Annotated in this window: 23 protein-coding genes; 15 read left to right on the top strand and 8 right to left on the bottom strand. The window is 61.7% G+C overall.

The annotated features are described in order from the left end of the window. Nucleotides 1-68 precede the first annotated feature (68 nt). From MVC20_RS02680 to MVC20_RS02650, 7 genes are all read left to right on the top strand, one after another. Entirely contained in the window at nucleotides 69-701 is a 633-nt protein-coding gene (locus MVC20_RS02680; protein ID WP_297538205.1) for a hypothetical protein, read from the top strand. A 52-nt stretch (nucleotides 702-753) separates the two neighbouring features. Further along, on the top strand, nucleotides 754-2,499 hold the full coding sequence (argS, locus tag MVC20_RS02675; RefSeq protein ID WP_297538204.1) for an arginine--tRNA ligase: 1,746 nt from the start codon (nucleotides 754-756) through the stop codon (nucleotides 2,497-2,499). Nucleotides 2,500-2,572: 73 nt separating this feature from the next. Continuing rightward, entirely contained in the window at nucleotides 2,573-3,499 is a 927-nt protein-coding gene (locus tag MVC20_RS02670; RefSeq protein ID WP_297538202.1) for an SPOR domain-containing protein, read from the top strand. After that, nucleotides 3,475-4,503: a beta-N-acetylhexosaminidase gene (gene nagZ, locus MVC20_RS02665; RefSeq protein WP_297538200.1), complete on the top strand. Its 1,029-nt coding sequence runs from the start codon at nucleotides 3,475-3,477 to the stop codon at nucleotides 4,501-4,503. The genes MVC20_RS02670 and nagZ overlap by 25 nt, the downstream gene beginning before the upstream one ends. Next, a complete protein-coding gene (locus MVC20_RS02660; RefSeq protein WP_297538198.1) occupies nucleotides 4,496-5,284 on the top strand; it encodes a ScpA family protein in 789 nt (262 codons plus the stop codon). The genes nagZ and MVC20_RS02660 overlap by 8 nt, the downstream gene beginning before the upstream one ends. A 4-nt stretch (nucleotides 5,285-5,288) precedes the next feature. Beyond that, a complete protein-coding gene (gene scpB, locus MVC20_RS02655) occupies nucleotides 5,289-5,951 on the top strand; it encodes an SMC-Scp complex subunit ScpB (RefSeq protein ID WP_297538196.1) in 663 nt (220 codons plus the stop codon). A gap of 264 nt (nucleotides 5,952-6,215) precedes the next feature. Next, nucleotides 6,216-6,686 carry a YHS domain-containing (seleno)protein gene (locus MVC20_RS02650; protein ID WP_363320677.1) on the top strand — a complete coding sequence of 157 codons (471 nt, stop codon included), beginning with the start codon at nucleotides 6,216-6,218 and terminating at the stop codon, nucleotides 6,684-6,686. A 101-nt stretch (nucleotides 6,687-6,787) separates the two neighbouring features. Here the strand turns inward: MVC20_RS02650 and MVC20_RS02645 are convergent, their stop codons facing one another. The 7 genes from MVC20_RS02645 to MVC20_RS02615 form a co-directional block, all read right to left on the bottom strand. Then, nucleotides 6,788-7,423 carry a uracil-DNA glycosylase family protein gene (locus MVC20_RS02645; RefSeq protein ID WP_297538192.1) on the bottom strand — a complete coding sequence of 212 codons (636 nt, stop codon included), beginning with the start codon at nucleotides 7,421-7,423 and terminating at the stop codon, nucleotides 6,788-6,790. Next, nucleotides 7,389-7,787: a VOC family protein gene (locus tag MVC20_RS02640; RefSeq protein WP_297538190.1), complete on the bottom strand. Its 399-nt coding sequence runs from the start codon at nucleotides 7,785-7,787 to the stop codon at nucleotides 7,389-7,391. Before MVC20_RS02640 ends, MVC20_RS02645 begins: the two co-directional genes overlap by 35 nt. 2 nt (nucleotides 7,788-7,789) lie before the next feature. Then, on the bottom strand, nucleotides 7,790-8,323 hold the full coding sequence (locus tag MVC20_RS02635; RefSeq protein WP_297538188.1) for a GNAT family N-acetyltransferase: 534 nt from the start codon (nucleotides 8,321-8,323) through the stop codon (nucleotides 7,790-7,792). 13 nt (nucleotides 8,324-8,336) lie between these two features. Beyond that, entirely contained in the window at nucleotides 8,337-9,014 is a 678-nt protein-coding gene (locus MVC20_RS02630) for a glutathione S-transferase family protein (RefSeq protein ID WP_297538186.1), read from the bottom strand. A gap of 60 nt (nucleotides 9,015-9,074) precedes the next feature. Continuing rightward, nucleotides 9,075-9,431: a cupredoxin domain-containing protein gene (locus tag MVC20_RS02625; protein ID WP_297538184.1), complete on the bottom strand. Its 357-nt coding sequence runs from the start codon at nucleotides 9,429-9,431 to the stop codon at nucleotides 9,075-9,077. A 273-nt stretch (nucleotides 9,432-9,704) separates the two neighbouring features. Continuing rightward, complete coding sequence (locus tag MVC20_RS02620; protein ID WP_297538182.1) at nucleotides 9,705-10,187, bottom strand: YHS domain-containing (seleno)protein; 483 nt, start codon at nucleotides 10,185-10,187, stop codon at nucleotides 9,705-9,707. Nucleotides 10,188-10,378: 191 nt separating this feature from the next. Next, on the bottom strand, nucleotides 10,379-10,891 hold the full coding sequence (locus MVC20_RS02615) for a cytochrome P460 family protein (RefSeq protein ID WP_297538180.1): 513 nt from the start codon (nucleotides 10,889-10,891) through the stop codon (nucleotides 10,379-10,381). Here MVC20_RS02615 and MVC20_RS02610 point away from each other — a divergent pair. The 8 genes from MVC20_RS02610 to MVC20_RS02575 all read left to right on the top strand — a co-directional run bounded on the left by MVC20_RS02610 (nucleotide 10,890) and on the right by MVC20_RS02575 (nucleotide 17,570). After that, nucleotides 10,890-11,108, top strand: a complete 219-nt coding sequence (locus tag MVC20_RS02610; protein WP_297538178.1) for a hypothetical protein — start codon at nucleotides 10,890-10,892, stop codon at nucleotides 11,106-11,108. The genes MVC20_RS02615 and MVC20_RS02610 overlap by 2 nt on opposite strands. Before the next feature lie 10 nt (nucleotides 11,109-11,118). Further along, nucleotides 11,119-12,084, top strand: coding sequence for an AraC family transcriptional regulator (locus tag MVC20_RS02605; RefSeq protein WP_297538176.1), 966 nt, complete (start codon nucleotides 11,119-11,121; stop codon nucleotides 12,082-12,084). Nucleotides 12,085-12,471: 387 nt separating this feature from the next. Beyond that, nucleotides 12,472-12,834 (top strand): hypothetical protein, encoded by a 363-nt coding sequence (locus MVC20_RS02600; RefSeq protein WP_037272407.1) that lies wholly within the window; start codon nucleotides 12,472-12,474, stop codon nucleotides 12,832-12,834. A gap of 40 nt (nucleotides 12,835-12,874) precedes the next feature. Next, nucleotides 12,875-13,423: a carboxymuconolactone decarboxylase family protein gene (locus MVC20_RS02595; RefSeq protein ID WP_297538173.1), complete on the top strand. Its 549-nt coding sequence runs from the start codon at nucleotides 12,875-12,877 to the stop codon at nucleotides 13,421-13,423. Nucleotides 13,424-13,855: 432 nt separating this feature from the next. Then, on the top strand, nucleotides 13,856-14,143 hold the full coding sequence (locus MVC20_RS02590) for a hypothetical protein (RefSeq protein ID WP_297538171.1): 288 nt from the start codon (nucleotides 13,856-13,858) through the stop codon (nucleotides 14,141-14,143). Nucleotides 14,144-14,164: 21 nt separating this feature from the next. Further along, complete coding sequence (locus MVC20_RS02585) at nucleotides 14,165-16,582, top strand: Hint domain-containing protein (protein WP_297538169.1); 2,418 nt, start codon at nucleotides 14,165-14,167, stop codon at nucleotides 16,580-16,582. Between the two features lie 161 nt (nucleotides 16,583-16,743). After that, nucleotides 16,744-17,184 (top strand): hypothetical protein, encoded by a 441-nt coding sequence (locus MVC20_RS02580; RefSeq protein ID WP_297538167.1) that lies wholly within the window; start codon nucleotides 16,744-16,746, stop codon nucleotides 17,182-17,184. A 5-nt stretch (nucleotides 17,185-17,189) separates the two neighbouring features. Beyond that, a complete protein-coding gene (locus tag MVC20_RS02575; protein ID WP_297538165.1) occupies nucleotides 17,190-17,570 on the top strand; it encodes a hypothetical protein in 381 nt (126 codons plus the stop codon). Nucleotides 17,571-17,789: 219 nt separating this feature from the next. Here MVC20_RS02575 and MVC20_RS02570 read toward each other — a convergent pair whose 3' ends face one another. Next, nucleotides 17,790-18,377: an SCO family protein gene (locus MVC20_RS02570; protein ID WP_297538164.1), complete on the bottom strand. Its 588-nt coding sequence runs from the start codon at nucleotides 18,375-18,377 to the stop codon at nucleotides 17,790-17,792. Nucleotides 18,378-18,509: the final 132 nt, after the last annotated feature.

Here is an 18,509-nt window from a genome sequence, read left to right as displayed (position 1 = left end):
CGCGCGGCCTGCGTTGTATGCGGCGCACCCCGATGCTAACCAACAGGCGTATTGGGGACGTATCGGTGATGTCGGGTTCCATGTCTCAGATTGCGGGCAAGACGGTGCTGATCGCTGCGGCGGGCTGTGCGGCCGGTGTTGTGCTGGCGCAGGGTCTGGCGCAGCGCGGGGCGCAGGTGATCGTGATCGACCGGGAGGATCGGCGTTGTCAGGCGTTGGCGCGGCTGGTGCCGGGGCGGATCGAGACGCTGGCGCTCGATGTGATGCGCCCCAGGGTCTGTGCGCGGCTGGGGGATCTCTGGGGGGATACGCCGATTGACCTTCTGATCCATCTGCAACCTCTGCGTTTGGCGGGACGGTTGGGGGCTGTGACGATGGCGATTCCGGCGCTGACGCGGGTGTTGAGACCGGGATTGGCGGTGGCGCGGGGCCGGGTTCTGATCGTCAATGCGGTGCCTGGCGCAGGGGCCGGGGCGGCGGAGCGCGCCTGCCGTCTGGCTCTGGACCATCTGGGCGGTTATCTGGCCGAGGAGATGGGCGGGGCGGTGCCGGTGCATACGCTGCGCCTGATGCGGGCGGCGGGCGCGGGCAAGGCGGCGCTGTCGGTTCTCTTGGAGCCTGCGGTGTTTTTGGGCTTTGGCGCCGCCCGGGACGGCGGGTTGCACCCGTCGAGCGTGACGGTTTGCGCCGCTTGTGATTGACGCGCCGCGCGCCGTTGGATAACCCCACGCCCAAGCAGCAAGGATAGCTTTGATGAACCTCTTTACCGATATGCGCGACCTCGTGCTGGAAAAGCTGGCCGCGATGCAGGCCGCGGACCAGTTGCCCGAGGGGCTGGACATGGCCAATGTCACGGTCGAGCCGCCGCGCGATGCGGCCCATGGCGATGTGGCGACCAATGCGGCGATGGTGCTCGCCAAGCCTGCGGGCCTCAAGCCGCGTGATATTGCCGAAGCCCTCGCGGCGCGGCTGGCCGAGGACGACCGCGTCGAGAGCGCCGAGGTGGCGGGGCCCGGGTTTCTCAACCTGCGGCTGGCGGCGTCGGTCTGGCACCGGGTGGCGCGCGCGGCACTGACCGAAGGCGCGAATTATGGCCGCTCGACCCTTGGGGCGGGCAAGCGTGTGAATGTCGAATATGTCAGCGCGAACCCTACGGGGCCGCTGCATGTGGGCCATACGCGGGGCGCGGTATTCGGCGATGCCCTGGCGCGGCTTTTGGACTATGTGGGCTATGATGTGACGCGCGAGTATTACATCAACGACGGTGGCGCGCAGGTCGATGTGCTCGCACGGTCGGTCTATTTGCGGTATCTTGAGGCGCATGGGCAGGCGGTGGCCTTTGCCGATGGCACCTATCCCGGTGATTACCTGATCGAGGTGGGCGAGGCGCTCAAGGCGGAAGTGGGCGATGCCTATGTGGACGAGCCCGAGGCGGTCTGGCTGGAGCCGGTCCGCAATTTCGCCACGGACCGGATGATGGCGCTGATCCGCGAGGACCTCAAGGCGCTTGGCGTCGAGATGGACGTGTTCTATTCGGAAAAATCGCTCTATGGCACAGGCCGTATCGAGGCGGCGATCGAGGATTTGCGCAGCAAGGGCTTGATCTATCGCGGTGTGCTGGAGCCGCCCAAGGGCAAGATGCCCGAAGATTGGGAACCGCGCGAGCAAACCCTGTTCAAATCCACCGAACATGGTGACGATGTGGACCGGCCTATCATGAAATCTGACGGCGGCTGGACCTATTTCGCGCCGGATATTGCCTATCACTATGACAAGATCGGCCGGGGCTTTGACCTCTTGATCGACGTTTTCGGCGCGGATCACGGCGGATATGTCAAGCGGATGAAGGCGGCGGTTTCGGCGCTGTCGGATGGGCGGGTGCCGGTCGATATCAAGCTCTGCCAGCTGGTCAAGCTCTACAAGAACGGCGAACCGTTCAAGATGTCGAAACGCGCGGGCACCTTTGTCACGCTGCGCGATGTGGTCGATCAGGTGGGGCCCGATGTAACGCGTTTCGTGATGCTGACGCGCAAGAACGATGCGCCGCTGGATTTCGATTTCGACAAGGTGCTGGAGCAGTCCAAGGATAACCCGGTGTTCTACGTGCAATATGCCAATGCCCGCGTCAACTCGGTGCTGCGCAAGGCGTCAGAGGCCGGGATTGCCGTGGATGACGCCACGCTGGCGGCGGCCGATCTGTCTGGGTTGACCCATGAGGCGGAGTTGGCGGTGGCGCGCAAGATCGCGGAATGGCCACGTCTGGTCGAGATCGCCGGGCGCACCAATGAGCCGCACCGTGTGGCGTTTTATCTCTATGATCTGGCGTCTGATCTGCACGCGCTGTGGAACCGGGGCAATGACGATGCCTCATTGCGCTTTATCCAAGAGGGCGATGCGGCCACATCACAGGCGAAAATCGCCCTTGCCCGTGCCGTAACCGTTGTCATTTCCGCAGGTCTTGGTATTCTTGGCGTCACTCCGGCGGAAGAGATGCGATAACGCACCAAGCCGGGGGTGAGGCAGAAGAAACCATCCCCGGCGACCATGTATCGCCGGAGAGCATGAGGCGGACATGGCAGATATGCACTATGCGCGGCCCGAGCGGGGGCCTGAGCGGGCAAAGTTCTTTGTCAAGCTGACCAATCTGACCGGCGCGGCGCTGTCGCTTGCGCTGATTGCGGGCGTTGGGGTGTGGGGCACCAAGATGGTGATGCGCGATGTCTCGGGCGTGCCGGTGGTGCGGGCAACCGAGGGGCCGATGCGCGAGGCACCCGCCGACCCCGGCGGAGATGCTGCGGCCAATCAGGGGCTGGCGGTCAATGCCGTGGCGGCCGAAGGCACGGCGGCGGCCCCGGCGGATCGGCTGGTTCTGGCCCCGCCACCGTTGGAACTGTCGCTCGAGGATGTGGCACCCGTGACGCAGGCGGCAGAGGTCGCTGAGGCGGCCCCGCGTGCGGAGGTGGCGGAACCCGCGCCTCAGGCCGTGCCGGAAGAGATTCAGAATGCGTCCATTCAGGCGCTTGCGGATCAGATTGCGGCGGGGGCCGCGCCAATCGCCCCGCTGGAAGAAGAGGTGACGGGAGCAGATGGCGTGGACACGCCGGAAGCGGAGCAATCGGCAGGTGCGCAGACCGTGCGCCCGCGGGCGCGGCCGGCGGCGCTGACTTCTGTGCCGGAGGCGGTCGCGCTTGCGGTGGCGGCGGCACGCTCGGCCCCTTCGGACGAGGTGGATGCCGATACGATCCCGCTAGGCACGCGACTGGCACAATTGGGCGCGTTCGACTCGGCCGAGGTGGCGCGCGCGGAATGGGACCGATTGGTAGGCCGGTTCGGTGATTTTCTGGACGGAAAGCAACGGGTTATTCAGCGTGCCGAAAGCGGCGGGCGCACGTTTTACCGGCTGAGGGCCATGGGGTTTGCCGATCTGGGGGATGCGCGGCGGTTCTGTTCGGCGCTGGTCGCGGAACGGGCCGAATGTATCCCGGTGGTCACGCGGTGACGCGGTTCGGAGCGACGATCCTCGACGCAGAGGGTCTGCGGCTGACGGCAGAGGAAAAGGCGCTGTTTCGCGACACGCGCCCGTTTGGCTTTATCCTCTTTGCGCGCAATATAGACAGCCCGGATCAGGTGCGCGCGCTGGTGGCCGAGATGCGCGAGGCCGCAGGGCATCAGGCGATGGTCACGATTGATCAGGAGGGGGGGCGCGTGCAACGGCTCCGCGCGCCGCGCTGGCGCGAGTGGCCTGCACCGCTGGATCAGGCAGAGGCGGCGGGTAGCCGCGCGGCAGAGGCGATGTATCTGCGCTATCGCCTGATCGCGGCGGAGTTGCACGCGCTTGGCATCGACAGCAATTGCGCGCCGTTGGTGGATGTGGCGGGGCCTGCAACGCATCCGTTCCTGCGCAACCGTTGTTATGGCACCGATGCCCATACGGTCGCGACTTTGGGCCGTGCGGTGGCGAATGGTTTGCTGGACGGGGGCGTATTGCCGGTGGTGAAGCATATCCCCGGACATGGCCGCGCCGAGGCGGATAGCCACCATGATCTGCCGGTGGTGACGGCCCCGAGAAGCGAGTTGCAAGATACTGATTTTGCGCCGTTTCAGGCGCTCAACGATCTGCCGCTCGGGATGACGGCGCATCTGGTGTACCGGGCGATTGATTCAGCCCCTGCGACGCTCTCGGCTGCGATGATGCGGGTGATCCGGGAGGACATCGGCTTTGACGGCCTGATCATGACCGATGACATTTCGATGAAGGCGCTGCAGGGCACGCTGCCGGATCTGTCGCGGGCGGCCCTTGTGGCGGGTTGCGATGTGATCCTGCATTGCAACGGCACGCTGGCCGAGCGCATTGCCGTGGCCGACGCCGCAGGCGAAATGAGCGAGCCTGCGCAACGCCGGGCAGAGCGGGCGCTGACATGGCGCAAGACCCCCCAAGAGATTGACATTTCCGCCCTCTCGGCACAGCTTGATGCGCTGATGGGCGGGTGTGCGCATGGTTGAGGACGATTTCGACAGGGATGAGACGCCGGTCAATGTCGCCGAGCGGTTGGCCGCTGAGGCGCTGATTGTCGATGTGGACGGGTTCGAGGGGCCGCTCGACCTTTTGCTGACGCTGAGCCGGACGCAGAAGGTGGACCTGCGCAAGATTTCGGTGCTGGAACTGGCGCGGCAATACCTGGCCTTTGTCGAACGTGCCAAGGCGTTGCGACTGGAACTGGCGGCGGATTATCTGGTGATGGCGGCGTGGCTTGCTTTTCTCAAGTCCCGCCTGTTGTTGCCGCCTGATCCGAGTGAAGAGGGACCATCGGGCGAGGAACTCGCGGCGCATCTGGCCTTTCAATTGGAGCGGTTGCAGGCGATGCGCGACTGTGCGGCGCGGCTGATGGGGCGGGACCGGCTGGGGCGCGATTTCTTTGCGCGCGGTGTGCCCGAGGATGTGGCGCGCCTGCGGCGTGTGACCTACACGGCAACGCTGCTCGATCTCATGCAGGGCTATGCCCGGATCAGGACGCGCGACGAATTCCGCCCCTTTGTGATGGATCGCGATGCGCTGTTCACGATGGAACAGGCGTTGGAGCGGATGCGCGGATTGATCGGCTATGCGGGCACCTGGACCGATATTCTGAGCTATCTGCCGGAAGGGTTCACCGCCGATCCGGCGCGGCGGCGCTCGGCCACGGCCTCGACCTTTGCGGCGGCGCTGGAACTGGTCAAGGAAGGACGCGCAGAATTGCGGCAGGCAGAGGTTTTCGCGCCGATCGAATTGCGGCGCAGGGATTAAGATCATGGCGGAAGCATCAGACGAAAAAGAACAAAGCCTGTTTCAAGCGCCACCCATTGGCGAGCAGGAGCGGATGATCGAGGCGATGCTCTTTGCAAGCGCCGAGCCTCTGACGACGCGCGATATGGCCGAGCGCATGCCGCACGGCAGCGATCCGGCCGAGGCCCTCGTGCATCTGCGCAAGCGCTACGAGGGGCGCGGAGTGCGCGTGGTCAAGGTGGGCGATGCCTGGGCCATTCGCACCGCGCCCGACCTTGGGTATCTGATGAGCCGCGAGACGGTGGAGACACGCAAGCTGAGCCGGGCCGCGATCGAGACGCTGGCAATCATTGCCTATCACCAGCCGGTGACGCGCGCAGAGATCGAGGAAATTCGCGGTGTCGCGGTCAGCCGGGGCACCGTGGATCAGTTGCTGGAGATGGAATGGATCCGCTTTGGGCGGCGCAAGATGACGCCGGGGCGGCCGGTGACATTCGTGGTGACGCAAGAGTTTCTGGATCATTTCGGGCTGGAGAGCGCGCGCGACTTGCCGGGCTTGAAGGAGTTGCGCGCCGCGGGTCTTTTGGACAACCGCCCACCACCGGGCACGATGCCGCAGATGGGGGGAGAGGAGGACGAGAACGAGAGCGAGAGCGCACCCGGGCAGAACGAGCTGTTCGAGGATTGAGAGCCGGTTTGCGGCGTGGCTGACGCGTCAGGCGCATGTGTTGCCGCTCCTGGGGCGGGGCGCCACGTTGCCATCGTTCATCGAAAAGGACGAATGGGCATATAACACGGACTGATCGGCATTAAAGAAACGCGAGGATTGGATAGTTAGACTGCGCGCCTTTGTTGGCGGGACGCAATGCTTTTCCCGCAGGCTTTGGCGCCCTGTGCCCTGCGGTGCGGGCTGTAATCACTTATGAAAAGAGGAAATCCAATGTCTCGCAAGTTGACCCTCGCGGCCACCGCGTTGAGCGTGCTCTGCGCTTTCGGACCTGCAATGGCTGCCGACGAAGCCAACGTCACTCCGGGCCTTACCTATAGCGGTGCGCCGCTCGGCCTGCATGGCGCCGACCCGGTTTCACTCGTCGATCATGGCGAAAACACCGAAGGCAGCGCCGCTTATGTCGCCGCTCACGACGGGATCGCCTACTACTTTGCCTCGGAAAAGAACATGAAGGCGTTCAAGGCGAACCCGGCGCGCTACATGCCGCAATATGGCGGGTTCTGCGCCTTTGGGGTCTCGGTCGGGAAAAAGTTTGACGGCGACCCGAGCTTTGCAGCCGTGATGGACGACAAACTCTACGTTTTCCTCAACGAGGATGTGTACAAGGCATACCTCAAGGATCAGGCGGGCACTGTTGCAAAGGCCGAAGCAAACTGGGGCAAGATCAAACACACTGCCGCAACCGACCTCTGACGCGTTCACCGAAAACCGGGCCAGCCTGTCGCAGGTTGGCCCGGATCATTTAAAAAGTGCGGTCGTGATTTCAATCCGGGCTCAAGCTGTCCGATCTCGGGTCAGTGGCCCAAGGTGCGCTGCTCGGCGCAATTTCCGATAAGTTCGATGACGCGCGCCTGTACTACGGGGAGCAGATCCGTTTCGAACCAGTCATTGCGTCGAAACCACCCCACGTTGCGCGGACTTGGATGCGGCAGAAGGATGCTGGTGGGCCAACGTGTCGGCCAATCCCGCATCGCTTCGGCAAGGGGCAGGTGTGAGGTTTCGGGCAAGTGCCAGCCTTGCGCATGGCGGCCGATCACGACGGTCAGCATGATATTGGGCATCTGCGTCAGCGCGCGTGCACGCCACCGAGGGGCGCATTCGGGGCGCGGAGGCAAATCACCCGAACGGCCAGTTCCGGGAAAGCAGAACCCCATGGGCAGGATCGCGATCTTTTCCGGATCACGGAACGTCGCTTCGTCGAGGCCGAGCCAGCTGCGCAGCCGCACGCCTGAGGCATCGTCGAAGGGGCGGCCTGCATGGTGCGTCTTGCGCCTTGGCGCTTGTCCGACAATGAGTATGCGCGCACCCGCGCCAATCTGAAAAATCGGACGAGGTCCAAGCGGCAGGTCCCGGCAGAGGGTGCAGGCCGTGATTTCGGCCTGCAGCTGCGCGAGCTCAGACCGGTTCCTGTCTGGCCGAGAAACCGGCATGGACGATCTCCAGCTTGTTGCCCCAAGGATCGCGCAGATACGCGGCATAGACATTCGGCATGGGATAGGCCGCGCGCAAACCTGGCGCGCCTTCGTCATCCGCCCCGGCGGAAAGCCCCGCAGCGTGGGCGGCATCGACCGCCGCACGCGACGGGGCTGCGAACGCGACATGCGCGCCATTGCCGGCGCTTGCCGGTTTGCCGTCGAAGGGTGGCAGCAGCAGGAACGCGATCTGGTCACGGCCGAAGGCGGCAAAGCCGTCGCCCGCGGCCAGACAGGCGATGCCCAACGGCTCGAACAGGCGGGCATAGAAGCCGCATGCGGCTGCGATATCGGCAACGCCGAGGCTCAGGTGGTCGATCATTGTCATGGCATGTCCTTTCGGTTGTGCAAAGCGGGGGGCGTGGCAGGGCAGGGGGTATCGAGGCGAAATTTTAGGAAACGCTCGGTTTCATACTGCACCTCGCCCAAGGGCACGGCGCCCATCCTGGCAAGAGCCCCAAGGTGACGACGTGATGGTGGCAGCAGGAAGGTGACGTATGGAATTCCTGGGTCCGCATGGGCGAAATCAAGTGCCGCGCGCGTGATCGCAAGGCCCAGACCAAAGGCCTCCCAACGCAGCACAAGGCCAAAATCCCACTCAGACCCTTCCTTTTGGAAGCCGCCCCAGCCGAGGTATTGGCCATCGTGAAAGAAAGCCCAATGCCCCAACCCATCACGCTGCCAGCAGGCTTCCTTGGCAGCGATGAAGCGTTTCGCTGCATCGGCATCCCAAGGTAGACGCAAGAGCGGCATATGCCGTGCGACACGGGGATCGGACATATGGCTGACAAGCGTTGCGATCGGGACCTCTGTCAGGCGTGCGAAGGTCAGATCAAGAGGCGAGTGAGGCTGGATCATTGTGGACAGTGACTCAGGCCGCGCCTGAAGCCGTCATGCGCGCGGCAAGCACGCTGTCGCGGCGAAGCAGAAAGGCACGCAAGAGCGCGTTGTAATCCTTGCTCACCGCATCTTGCACCGAGGGGCGGGCCGCAAGAAGCAGCGACCAAGCCTGAACTTTGGTCAGCCCGTCGAAGAACCCGAATCTGTCAATCTCGTGAAAGACGTCAAAATATCGAAAAACCGGAGCAAAAACCACGTCTACGAGGCTGAAGCCCGCACCGGAGAACCACGGTCCGGCGCTAAGATGATCCTCAAGAAGTGCGAAGTGACGGCGGAGTGCGGCTGTCTTTGCCTCGAACGTCATGGCATCCCGGGCCGAGTAGAATCCCGCGATCGTGTCGAGCACCTCTGCGCTGAAAACCATCCAGGCGCGATGGCGTGCGCGCGCAACCGGATCGGTGGGATGCAACGGATTGGATTGCGTTTCTTCAAGATACTCCAAGATAGCGGTGGACTCGAAGAGCGCCGCGTCCCCAACAGTCAGCACCGGCGTGCGTCCCAGCGGCGATATATCGAGGAACCACTGGGGTTTGTTGCCGAGGTCAACGACGCGTCGCTCATGCGCCACCCCTTTCTCGAGCAGGGCAATGGCGATGCGTTGCACATATGGGCAGAGCGCGTGGCTGTTGAGAGTTATCGGCTTGTTCATCGTGGTCTCCTGGGGCCAGCGACATGTCAGTGCCAAGGCCATTTGCATTCTAGAGTGGGCTCATCCATCATCGCGATTGCGCACCAGAATGGTTGCCTTCATGTGCGAGCGAAACGTGCTGACATAGGGATACTCGCCGGGTTCGGTAAAGATGATCCGGCCCCGCGCGCCCCGCTCAAGCGGCCCGGTGTCCCAGCTTCCGTCCGGAGCCGTCGCGGTATGGGGCGCAGGATCGTTATTCTCCCATGTCACGCTATCCCCCGCGAAGATTTCAACGACCAAGGGCTCGAAGGTGGAATTGTCGATGCGCACCATGACCTCTTGGCGCCCATCGTGCGCGTGTGACTGGCGCAGCGTTCCGCCGCTAACGAGGAACGCGCCAAAACCAAGACCGAAGCGACGGCGTGTGAGGGGCATGAAATTGGGCATTGTCACCTAGGAACAGTGCGGGGTCATCGGTTATTCTCTCGCTCAGATATTCGCGACTGACATTGCCCGAATTTTGCTGGCGTCTGAATGCGGGGGCGTTCGGTATTTCTGCCCGATCGTCCGGAGATTTACCCGTAATGCTGGACGAATGGGGAGTGCGTCGCTTGCCTGTCATAGCACGCGGCCCAGCCACGATTCGTCTGGCTTAGACGCGGAAGACGCAGAGCCGGTTTGTGCGACCGGCTCTGCGCGGTAGGTGGGTCAGAGATCCTTGGCGGCGGTGTGCTGGATCTTTGTCCAGTTCTGCTCCGCCTTGTGGATCGTTCCGGCCTGATCCTTGAGATAGAGGTTGTAGATATCCTCGTTCAGGAAAACGTAGAGTTTTCCATCGACCACCGACGCGAAACTCGGGTCGCCATCGAACTTCTTGCCCACGGAAACCCCATAGGTGCAGAAGCCGCCGTTTTGCGGGAGGTATTTCGACGGATTGGCCTCAAAGGATTTCTGGTGCTTTGCGCTGGTGAAGTAATACGACACACCGTCGTGGACCGAAGTGAATTTCGCACTCCCGGCCTGTTCCTTGTTGTACTCGATCAGCGACACCACGTCGACGCCATGCACCCCGAGCGGGGCACCTGCCGCAGTCAGGCCAGATACGACGTTGAATTCGTCGGCAGCCATCGCTGGCCCAAAGGCGAGGATTGCTGACAGCGTCGCAGCGGTCAGAGTCAGTTTCCGTTTCATGCGTTGTCCTTTCTTTATTGCGGAAATTCCCATCCCGGCTGGAATGGGACATCGCCTGGCCACCGCGTGAGTTGCGGTATGTCCTGACGATGTGGGCCCATGTTACCGAGCGAGTTTTGTATTATTAATGCTGGTTAAGCCTAATATTATGCTCAATCGTCCAGTTCTGCGCGGGGTGCTCTGGCGTGGTATCAGCGCAGGGCCGGATAGCCTTGAAGGTAGATCAATCCCTGATCACGGGCCGGTTCATGGCAGGCCAGACAGGCATCCCGGTAGTCTTTGGTATCGGTGATCCGGGTTTCCTGTCCGGGGAAAAAGGCCCATCCCCAACCGTCACCAAACCGCGGGCCTGCACCCAGCTTGGCGTCGGGGTCGGCGACCATGACGAAGCGGCCCTTGAGCGTGTCGGCATAGCTGGCGCGTCCGGTTGTCAGATCTTCGGTCTGGGTGCTCCAGACCTCCTTGACGATTTTCGTCCCCTCGACGAACCGGCCTTCGGCGAGGTAGGCCTTGAGCGCATCCTCGTCGATGAAGACCGCGTGAATTTCCTGCGCACCGTCTGCGGGATTCTCTGCGAGCACCGAAAATGCCCCGATCTGAACCCACCCGGTGCGATAGTCTTCGGTGGGAACCTCGAGCACTGGCTCTACCGCGATGAGATTTGACTGTGTTGCCATCTGGGCAAAAGCGGGCAAGCTGGTCATGGCCATGATCATGGCAAGGGTTTGGACCTTCATTTGGATGTCTCCTTGTGGTCAGTTCAATAAAACCGCAACGACCGACGAGGCCGTGACCGTCCGGTCGGTCGTCGCCGCGCGGCTACGCCTGTTCACCGCAAAACTTCTGCGCGATGAATGGCGTTTCGTCCGAAATGAATGCTCGATCGTCCACGGCTCTGGATTCCTTGCGCCGAAGCTGTAAGCTGTGCCGCATGTTGGACTTACTCAGCGATATCCTTACCCGCCTGTCGTTTCGCGGCACGCTCTACTTCCGAACGAGTTTCACCGAACCGTGGGGAGTGCGCGTGCCTGCTTATCGCGATGTGGCGCGGTTCCATTACGCGCATCGCGGCGAGGCGTTGGTGCGTGTTGGCGGTCAACAGGCGCCGGTGACCCTTGCGCAGGGCGATCTTGTCATCATTCCGCATGGCGAACCGCATGTTCTGTCATGCCGGCACACCGGACCAGAAGAGGCGTTGCCGCTGGATGATGTGCTGTCCCGCTCAGGGTTTCCGGGATACGGGACGCTGGTTTGGGGGGGCGAGGAAAGCCCGCGAGACACGCAGCTCATCTGCGGGCATTTCGCGCTGGCCGAGGGCTCGCGCCACCTGCTGTTTGACCGGTTGCCACCTTATATCCACCTGCGCGGATATGGCGAAGACGCCGGCGGGTGGCTCGATGCGACGCTCAAGGTTATCGGGGCCGAGGCGGGCGGCGCACGGCTTGGCGGTGACTTGATCGCGCTCAAGATGTCCGAAGCAATTTTTGCCCAGGCCATACGGGCCTTTATCGAACAGTCGCCCGAGGACATCCCGGGGATCGCAGGCTTTGCCGACCCGCAGATCGCGCGCGCGCTGAGCATGTTTCATCGTGACCCTGCTGCCGAATGGACAGTGGCGGGCCTTGCGCGTGTCGCAGGCCTGTCACGCACCGGTTTTGCCGAACGATTCACGGCGCGGCTTGGGGTGACCCCCATGAGCTACGTGACCGCATGGCGGATGCAGATTGCGCGCGAGGCATTGGCAGAGCGCGGATTGTCGGTGGCCGAGGCCGCGGAGGTTTCGGGATATGCGTCGGAATCAGCGTTCAGCCGGGTTTTCAAGAAAGAGATCGGCGTCACCCCTGCAGCCGTTCGCCTGCTGGCCAAAGCCGGGCGTGCGGCACTGAACGCAGCCTGAGCAAGGCGCCTTTGGAGGTGATCCGCGCGGCGCTGACCGGTGACGCCTTTGAATACGCGCGTTTGTCTGGCGCCTGTCAGGGCGTGTCCTATCCCCCGATTTCGGCAATGACGGGGTGCTGGATGTAGCGGCCTCTTTCGGGGCGGAGCGCTGTGGCCGGGGGAGGTGACGTGATCCCCCAGCCTCGCCGCCTATGATCGACCCTTCGTCGGTGTGACCGCCCTTGCTGTGGTGAGCGTTTGCCCGGGCTGGCAATGGTTGCCCAAAGTTCCGGACGATCACGCAGGTTTATCGGATTTTCAAACATTCACCGTCCAGTCCTTAGGGCCTATGTCGAGATCACGGCGAGCCGCCGTTCTCGCAACCATAAAGAAAGGTCCCTGCGCCATGCGCTTCGTTACCAAAAATATCCACGCCTATCTCGATTACCCGGTCGCCATTGCTCTCATGGGGTTGCCGTTCCTGTTGGGGCTCGGTGCGTCCAATCCGCTGGCACTGAAGATCTCTCCCGTGGTCGGGCTGGCGGCCTTCTTGCTCACGGTCTTTACGGATCACCACCTCGGGATGATCCGGGTGCTTCCCTACAAGTTGCATCTTGCAGTCGATCTTGCGGTCGGGCTGCTGTTCCTGGTGCTGCCGTTCGCCCTTGGCTTCTCTGGTCTGGACGCCGCCTATTACTGGCTGAACGGCGCGGCGGTCGTGACCGTCATAGGGCTGTCGAAGCCCGAACCGCAGATGCCTGCGGCCTGATCCCCCGTTTTCACAACTGCCAACGAAAGGACATGATTCCATGGCACGCATCACCCAAGTCTCCGATACCGCTGCCACGCCTGAGGCAAGCGCCCTCTTTTCCGCCATCAAGGGCAAGATCGGCATGGTGCCCAACCTGTATCGCGTTGCTGCGAACCAGCCGTCGGTTCTGGCGGCCATGCTCGGCCTGAACGAGACGCTGTCGGGGGGCGCCTTTGATGGCCGCACCCGAGAAGCCATTGCCCTCGCCGTGGCCGGCGCCAATACCTGTGATTACTGCGCCTCGGCGCATTCGGCGATCTCGGCCGGGCTCAAGGTTGCACCCGAGGCGGTCAAGGACCATCTTGTCGGCCGCTCCGACGATCCGCGCACGGCCGCGATCCTGAAGCTGTCGGTCAGTATCGTGGCCGCAAAGGGCAAAGTGTCGGATGCCGATCTCGCGGCGGCGCGCGCCGCAGGGCTGAGCGAGGCTGACATTGTGGAGACACTCGCCAATGTCGTGGCGAACATCTTTACCAACTATCTGAATCATGTGGCGGACACCGATATCGACTTTCCGGTCGTCACCACGGGTCAGGTCGCGGCGTAAACCAGCAGGCCCGCCGACCTTTCGGCGGGCCTGTCGCGCGTTCCCGATCATCCGTTGCGACGCTACCGTGAAGGGATCGGTATGCTCGACGCGATACGGCTTGCTCGCACATCAAGGCTCTGGCTGGAGAGGTCATGCAAGGCTTTATGCGTGGCAGGGCTGAGCAGCTAACCTCCTCTTACATCTTCTGAAAATCATCTGTGCCCGTAGGGGTGCGCCTGTCAGAGCTCGTGCGCTGGCTCTGCTGCCGCCCTGTTGTCAGGCACGGCTGGCCACCGATCGTAAGCCCAACTCTGCTGACCATAGAACTGGACGTTTGCGCAAAGATCCCGGACCCCCCGACATTCATCGGCTTTCCCATCAAACGTAACGTGGCCCCGCGATCAAACGTCGTGTCCGAACTGAATGGCACTACTGCACGGAGAGAGTGGAATGCTACGCGCCCCCGAAGCACTGCGCGCTGATGCGATGATGCACGAGGCCTCTGAATTTTCCGGCCTGCCCAGCAAGAGGGGACGGCGCGTTCCGCCAGAAGCTTCGACTGTCGCGCGCAAGGACGTGCTTCGCCGCCGCAAACGCCATGCCCCGCGCGCCGCAGCGATGATGCTGAGCGGTCTGCTGTGTCTCTTGCTGATCATTGGTTTTGCCGAAGGCGGCGACCATCACACCGCGCTCTGGTTGCACCTGTGCCGTGCCGAACCAGTGCTTGCGTGCCGTTGAAACTAAGAAGGCCGCCGTCCCATGAAAAAACTCACGTGGCTTTTCCTTGGAAATATCGCTGCAGGTCATGCGAGCCGGACGACAACCACCGGGACCCAGGGCTTGGAGGTGGCGACGGGGGATATATTCGAACCTGCTGAGTACCTGCGCGTCACGTTGGACGGGGGGGACAGCACGGAAGAAACTGCCCTCACCCTAAGTTACGTACAGGCCGAGCGTGGTCTGGTCACTGCAACGGTGGGACAAGTTTATACCTCTGCGTTCCAGGTAACGTTTCCGGATGGAGATATTCAGCGCCTCCAAGCAGGGACCGTCGTGCGGATGTCGAACGGCGATCTCTTTTTCAGCGTTTCGTCGGAGGATCGGGGGGCTGTTGCGCTCTTCTCCGAGGAGGATGGAACCGAGAGAAACATCGCGACGCTACGTGTCTCGGGCCAGCTAGGGAACGAGGACATTGATCTCACGGCGCAGAGCTTTCCACTGAGCTTTGGAGGCACGTCGCGGGTAGATGATGTTGCGAGCGTCGATGTGCTGCTGAGTGCCGGGAATGGGCAGGTAGCAGGCACGCTCGGAAATGATCTGATTAATCAGAATTATGTCGGTGATCCAGAGGGCGACCGAATTGATAATCTGGATGCTGGCGGGGCGAATGGCGAACTCGTCAACAGCAACGCGGATCTGGTCGACGCATCGGGCGGTGATGACACGGTTCTGGCCGGGTTCGGGAATGATACCATTCTCGGCGGCGATGGGAACGACAGCCTAGACGGTGGAACCGGGGCTGACCTGATCTTTGGCGGAACGGGGAATGACACCCTTGATGGGGGCACAGGCACCGACGCCAATGATACGGCCGTGGGACCTGTCTATCAGGAGATTTCGACCGCCGGTGCGCAGGCTGTTGCCGGCACGAATGGACGTGGGGCGTTCACCGTCACGACAACGTCCAATGAAACCGTCGCATTCGGGTCTACGGATGATTTGTCCGGGTTCTTCGTGGGGGATAGAGCGCTTCCCAACCCGCAGGTTGAACGCGAGACGCATACGCACCGATACACGGAAGGTCTGTCTCCGACGCAGGTTCCCGGTGTGCGGATCCTGATGAGCCGTCTTGAGAGCCTTGAGGTCGTCACCTTGAGCCTCGACGGAATAGCGCTCGATCTGAATGCCGCCGTCGCATCCGGAGACGTATCATTCGAGGGCAACGGTGCGTTCACCATCGACGCGTCAGGCAGGTTGACCGGATTGCTGGCTGACCCGGCGGACAGCGAACAGGCGTTTCTCGAACTTACGATCAGAATTCCGCATTCGCGCCTCGATGTCTTTATCTCCACGGCGACCTTCGGATCGATCGACGGGGCGATCTATGAGCTCTTCGTCGATACCAACCCTCTCGTTCCTGCCATTTCCACGTCTGCGAATGACACCCTGTTTGGTGATGCCGGAAACGATCTTTTGCGAGGGCGGGAAGGTGATGACCTGATTGCGGGTGGCGTGGGGAACGACCGTTTCGAGCCTGGAACCGGGCACGACACGATTTCAGACTTCGGAAATGACGACACGGACGGCGCGCGGGATGGCGATCAGTCAAACAACGACTTTGTGGACCTGTCGGGCTTTTACAATCAGGCCAGTTTTGATGCCGCCGTCCTGAGGGGGGATATTGACCCCACGGTAATCCGCAATCCGCTGGAGTGGCTGCGTGCCGACTACGGCGATGACGGAATCCTTAATGAGCGTGCGGCTGGATGGACAGCCGGCAACAGCCTGACCCTGACCAACAGGGGCGCCACGGTCGATCCACGAAGGCTGAACTTTGATACAACGAATGTCATTTGCTTTTGCCGTGGAACGCGCATCGCATGCGCCAATGGCGCGTTCGCGGTCGAGGATCTGAAGGTTGGAGATCGCGTGATCACGCGCGATCATGGCTATCAGAAGATCCGCTGGATAGGCCGCACGTTGATCAAGGCACATCCCGAGATTGCCCCGATCCGGATACGCAAGGGCGTTCTTGAGAATTCTCGTGACCTGCTCATATCACCCAATCATCGCGTTCTCCTGAAGGGACCGATGTTGGAGCTGTTGCTCGGGCATACGGAAGTGCTGGTTCCGGCAAAATACCTGGTCGACGGGGAGGCGGTCCTGCGTGAGCCGCCGGGTGATGTTGAATATTTCCACATTCTCTTTGACTGTCACGAGCTCATTCTCTCCGAGCAGTGTTGGACCGAGAGCTTTCATCCGGGTTGTGTCGGCTGGTCGACTCTTTGCGAGGAGGCGCGGGCAGAGATACTCCATCTGTTTCCCTGCCTCGATGCGCAAACCGGCAAGTCCGACATGATCACCGCGCGTTACGTGGTGAACCGCAGGGAGGCGGCCGTTTCGTTGCACGCGATGCGCAACGGCGGCAGTCGAGCCAAGAAACCATCGCTATGTTGATGCAAGAAAGACGCACGACCTGTTCGGGAGGGGGGCCTATCCGACGGACCACCGTGAACAGGAGCGGGGCGGACCCCGATCCGCATGAGACGTTCCAAGCCGCGCCTTTGAAAGACGGCGGGGATTTGGATAGTTTGCATCAAGAGACCACCGCGCACCCCGTGATCCTGATTGTTGTGAGCAGCGTGATAGGATTCGGTCTGGCGGTTGTTTCTGCATGGCTTGGCAGCGGTCTCTGGATGAGTTTTCTTGTGTATCTCGTTGTTTCCATTTCTATTTTTACGGCGGTGTTCGGTCTTTCCTGCTTTGCTGCGCGGCCGATCGCCAGCTGGCGAAGCGCAGTGGATGCACCGGACCTCTTGGAGTGCGAAATATCCGAGGTGACGCGCGTTCTCTGGATACGCAACAGGCTTATCCGGATTTGGTGGGTGATCATCATCTGCGCACTGTTTCTCGCGATGAGGTTCAGCGATGCGATAGCCCTTCAAATTGCGGTTTGCGCAATCGGGGTCGTGGGTTGGATGTGGTTGCTTTACGACAGATCACGGCCGAATTCTCAGCGAGTTGCCGCAACCCGTAACCGCGCGCGGGGCGGCGAATGACAGGGATGGACAGTTTCGACAAGATCGAGGCAGAGGTCATTGCCGTGACGCGCCACGAGGATAGCGATCGTCTATCCGCGCAGGTGAAGCTGCGATTTCGACTGTCTGAGCAGCAGGACCTTAACATTGGGGAAATGATCGTCTGCACTGAACTGATCGAACGGGAAAACTACCGCTGGCGGAGAACCAAGCGCCGAATTATCGAGAGTGCCTGGGGCTGGCTAGACCGTTATTTCGGTGGGGCAAACCTTGGATCCGAGAATGAAAACCTGTTCTCTGATATTTTCGATGACCCAGAAGGTTTGTCCGATGGCGGCCTCACTGCGGAAGAGGAGCAAAACTTGCAACAGGAACTCCGAGAAATAGAAGGGGACGTGGCGGCATAGAGAGCCTGGGCGCTCAATGTCTGTGACGACCGCAGTCGTCTATGACCTGGCCCCCTGATGCAAGCACCTGCTGAGGAAGATGCCACGGTGTTCGCTGGAAAAGTTGGTCCATTTACCAAGCCAAAGTAATGGGAGGCGTGGTGATCGCAAGCGTGCAAGCCCTGACGCAGGTGTCCTGCGCGCACCTGCGGACGTAGCCATCGTGGGGGCCAGACAGCCTTAGCTTCCGGCGTATTTCATCACGATGTCCGCCACCTGCTCTGGCGGCAGAACCGGTGGCAGCAATGTCAAAACCTCGCCGGTCTGATCCAGAAGAAAGATATGGCTGCTGTGAGCGTAGATCGGGCCATACTCTGGATCGTCCATGATCTTTTCAAAGTTGATCTGAAATGCATCATAGGCGGCGCTCAGCGCGTCACGGTCGCCAGTCAGACCAACAAGATCCGTCGAAATCTTTGCCAGCGCCGGACCCATCGTCTCGACCGTGTCCAGCACCGGATCAATGGTGATCAGGACCGGGCTGACTGAAACGCCACGCCGCTCCAAAAGCTCTGCCGTATCTGCCATCATCGGCAGCGCCGCACTGCAGATACCGGGGCAATTGGCATAGCCGAAAAACACAAGCTGCATCCGGCCCAGGGGATCAATTTGGGTATGGGTCTTGCCGGTATGGTCGACAAGCTCGAACGCGCCGCCCAGTTTCCATGGCAGGGCTGTGACCTGGTCCGACAGCGCAGGGGCGGGCGGCGCTGCGTGCGTCTCGGGGCCATGGGCCAGAGCGCCGGAGGCCAACCCGCTCCATGCCACGGCCAGCAGCAGATGGCATGACCATTCTTGGCGCTTCAGTCCACGTGGGTCAGAATCGCTGGTGAGTGATCGCGGTCCGCACTCTTCTTCGGTCCGCAGCCGGAGGAGATGGCATGGAAGAATACAACGCTT

The organism is Roseovarius sp. (assembly GCF_027019125.1).
GTDB lineage: Bacteria > Pseudomonadota > Alphaproteobacteria > Rhodobacterales > Rhodobacteraceae > Roseovarius.
This window is presented reverse-complemented; position numbering and strand designations above follow the sequence as displayed.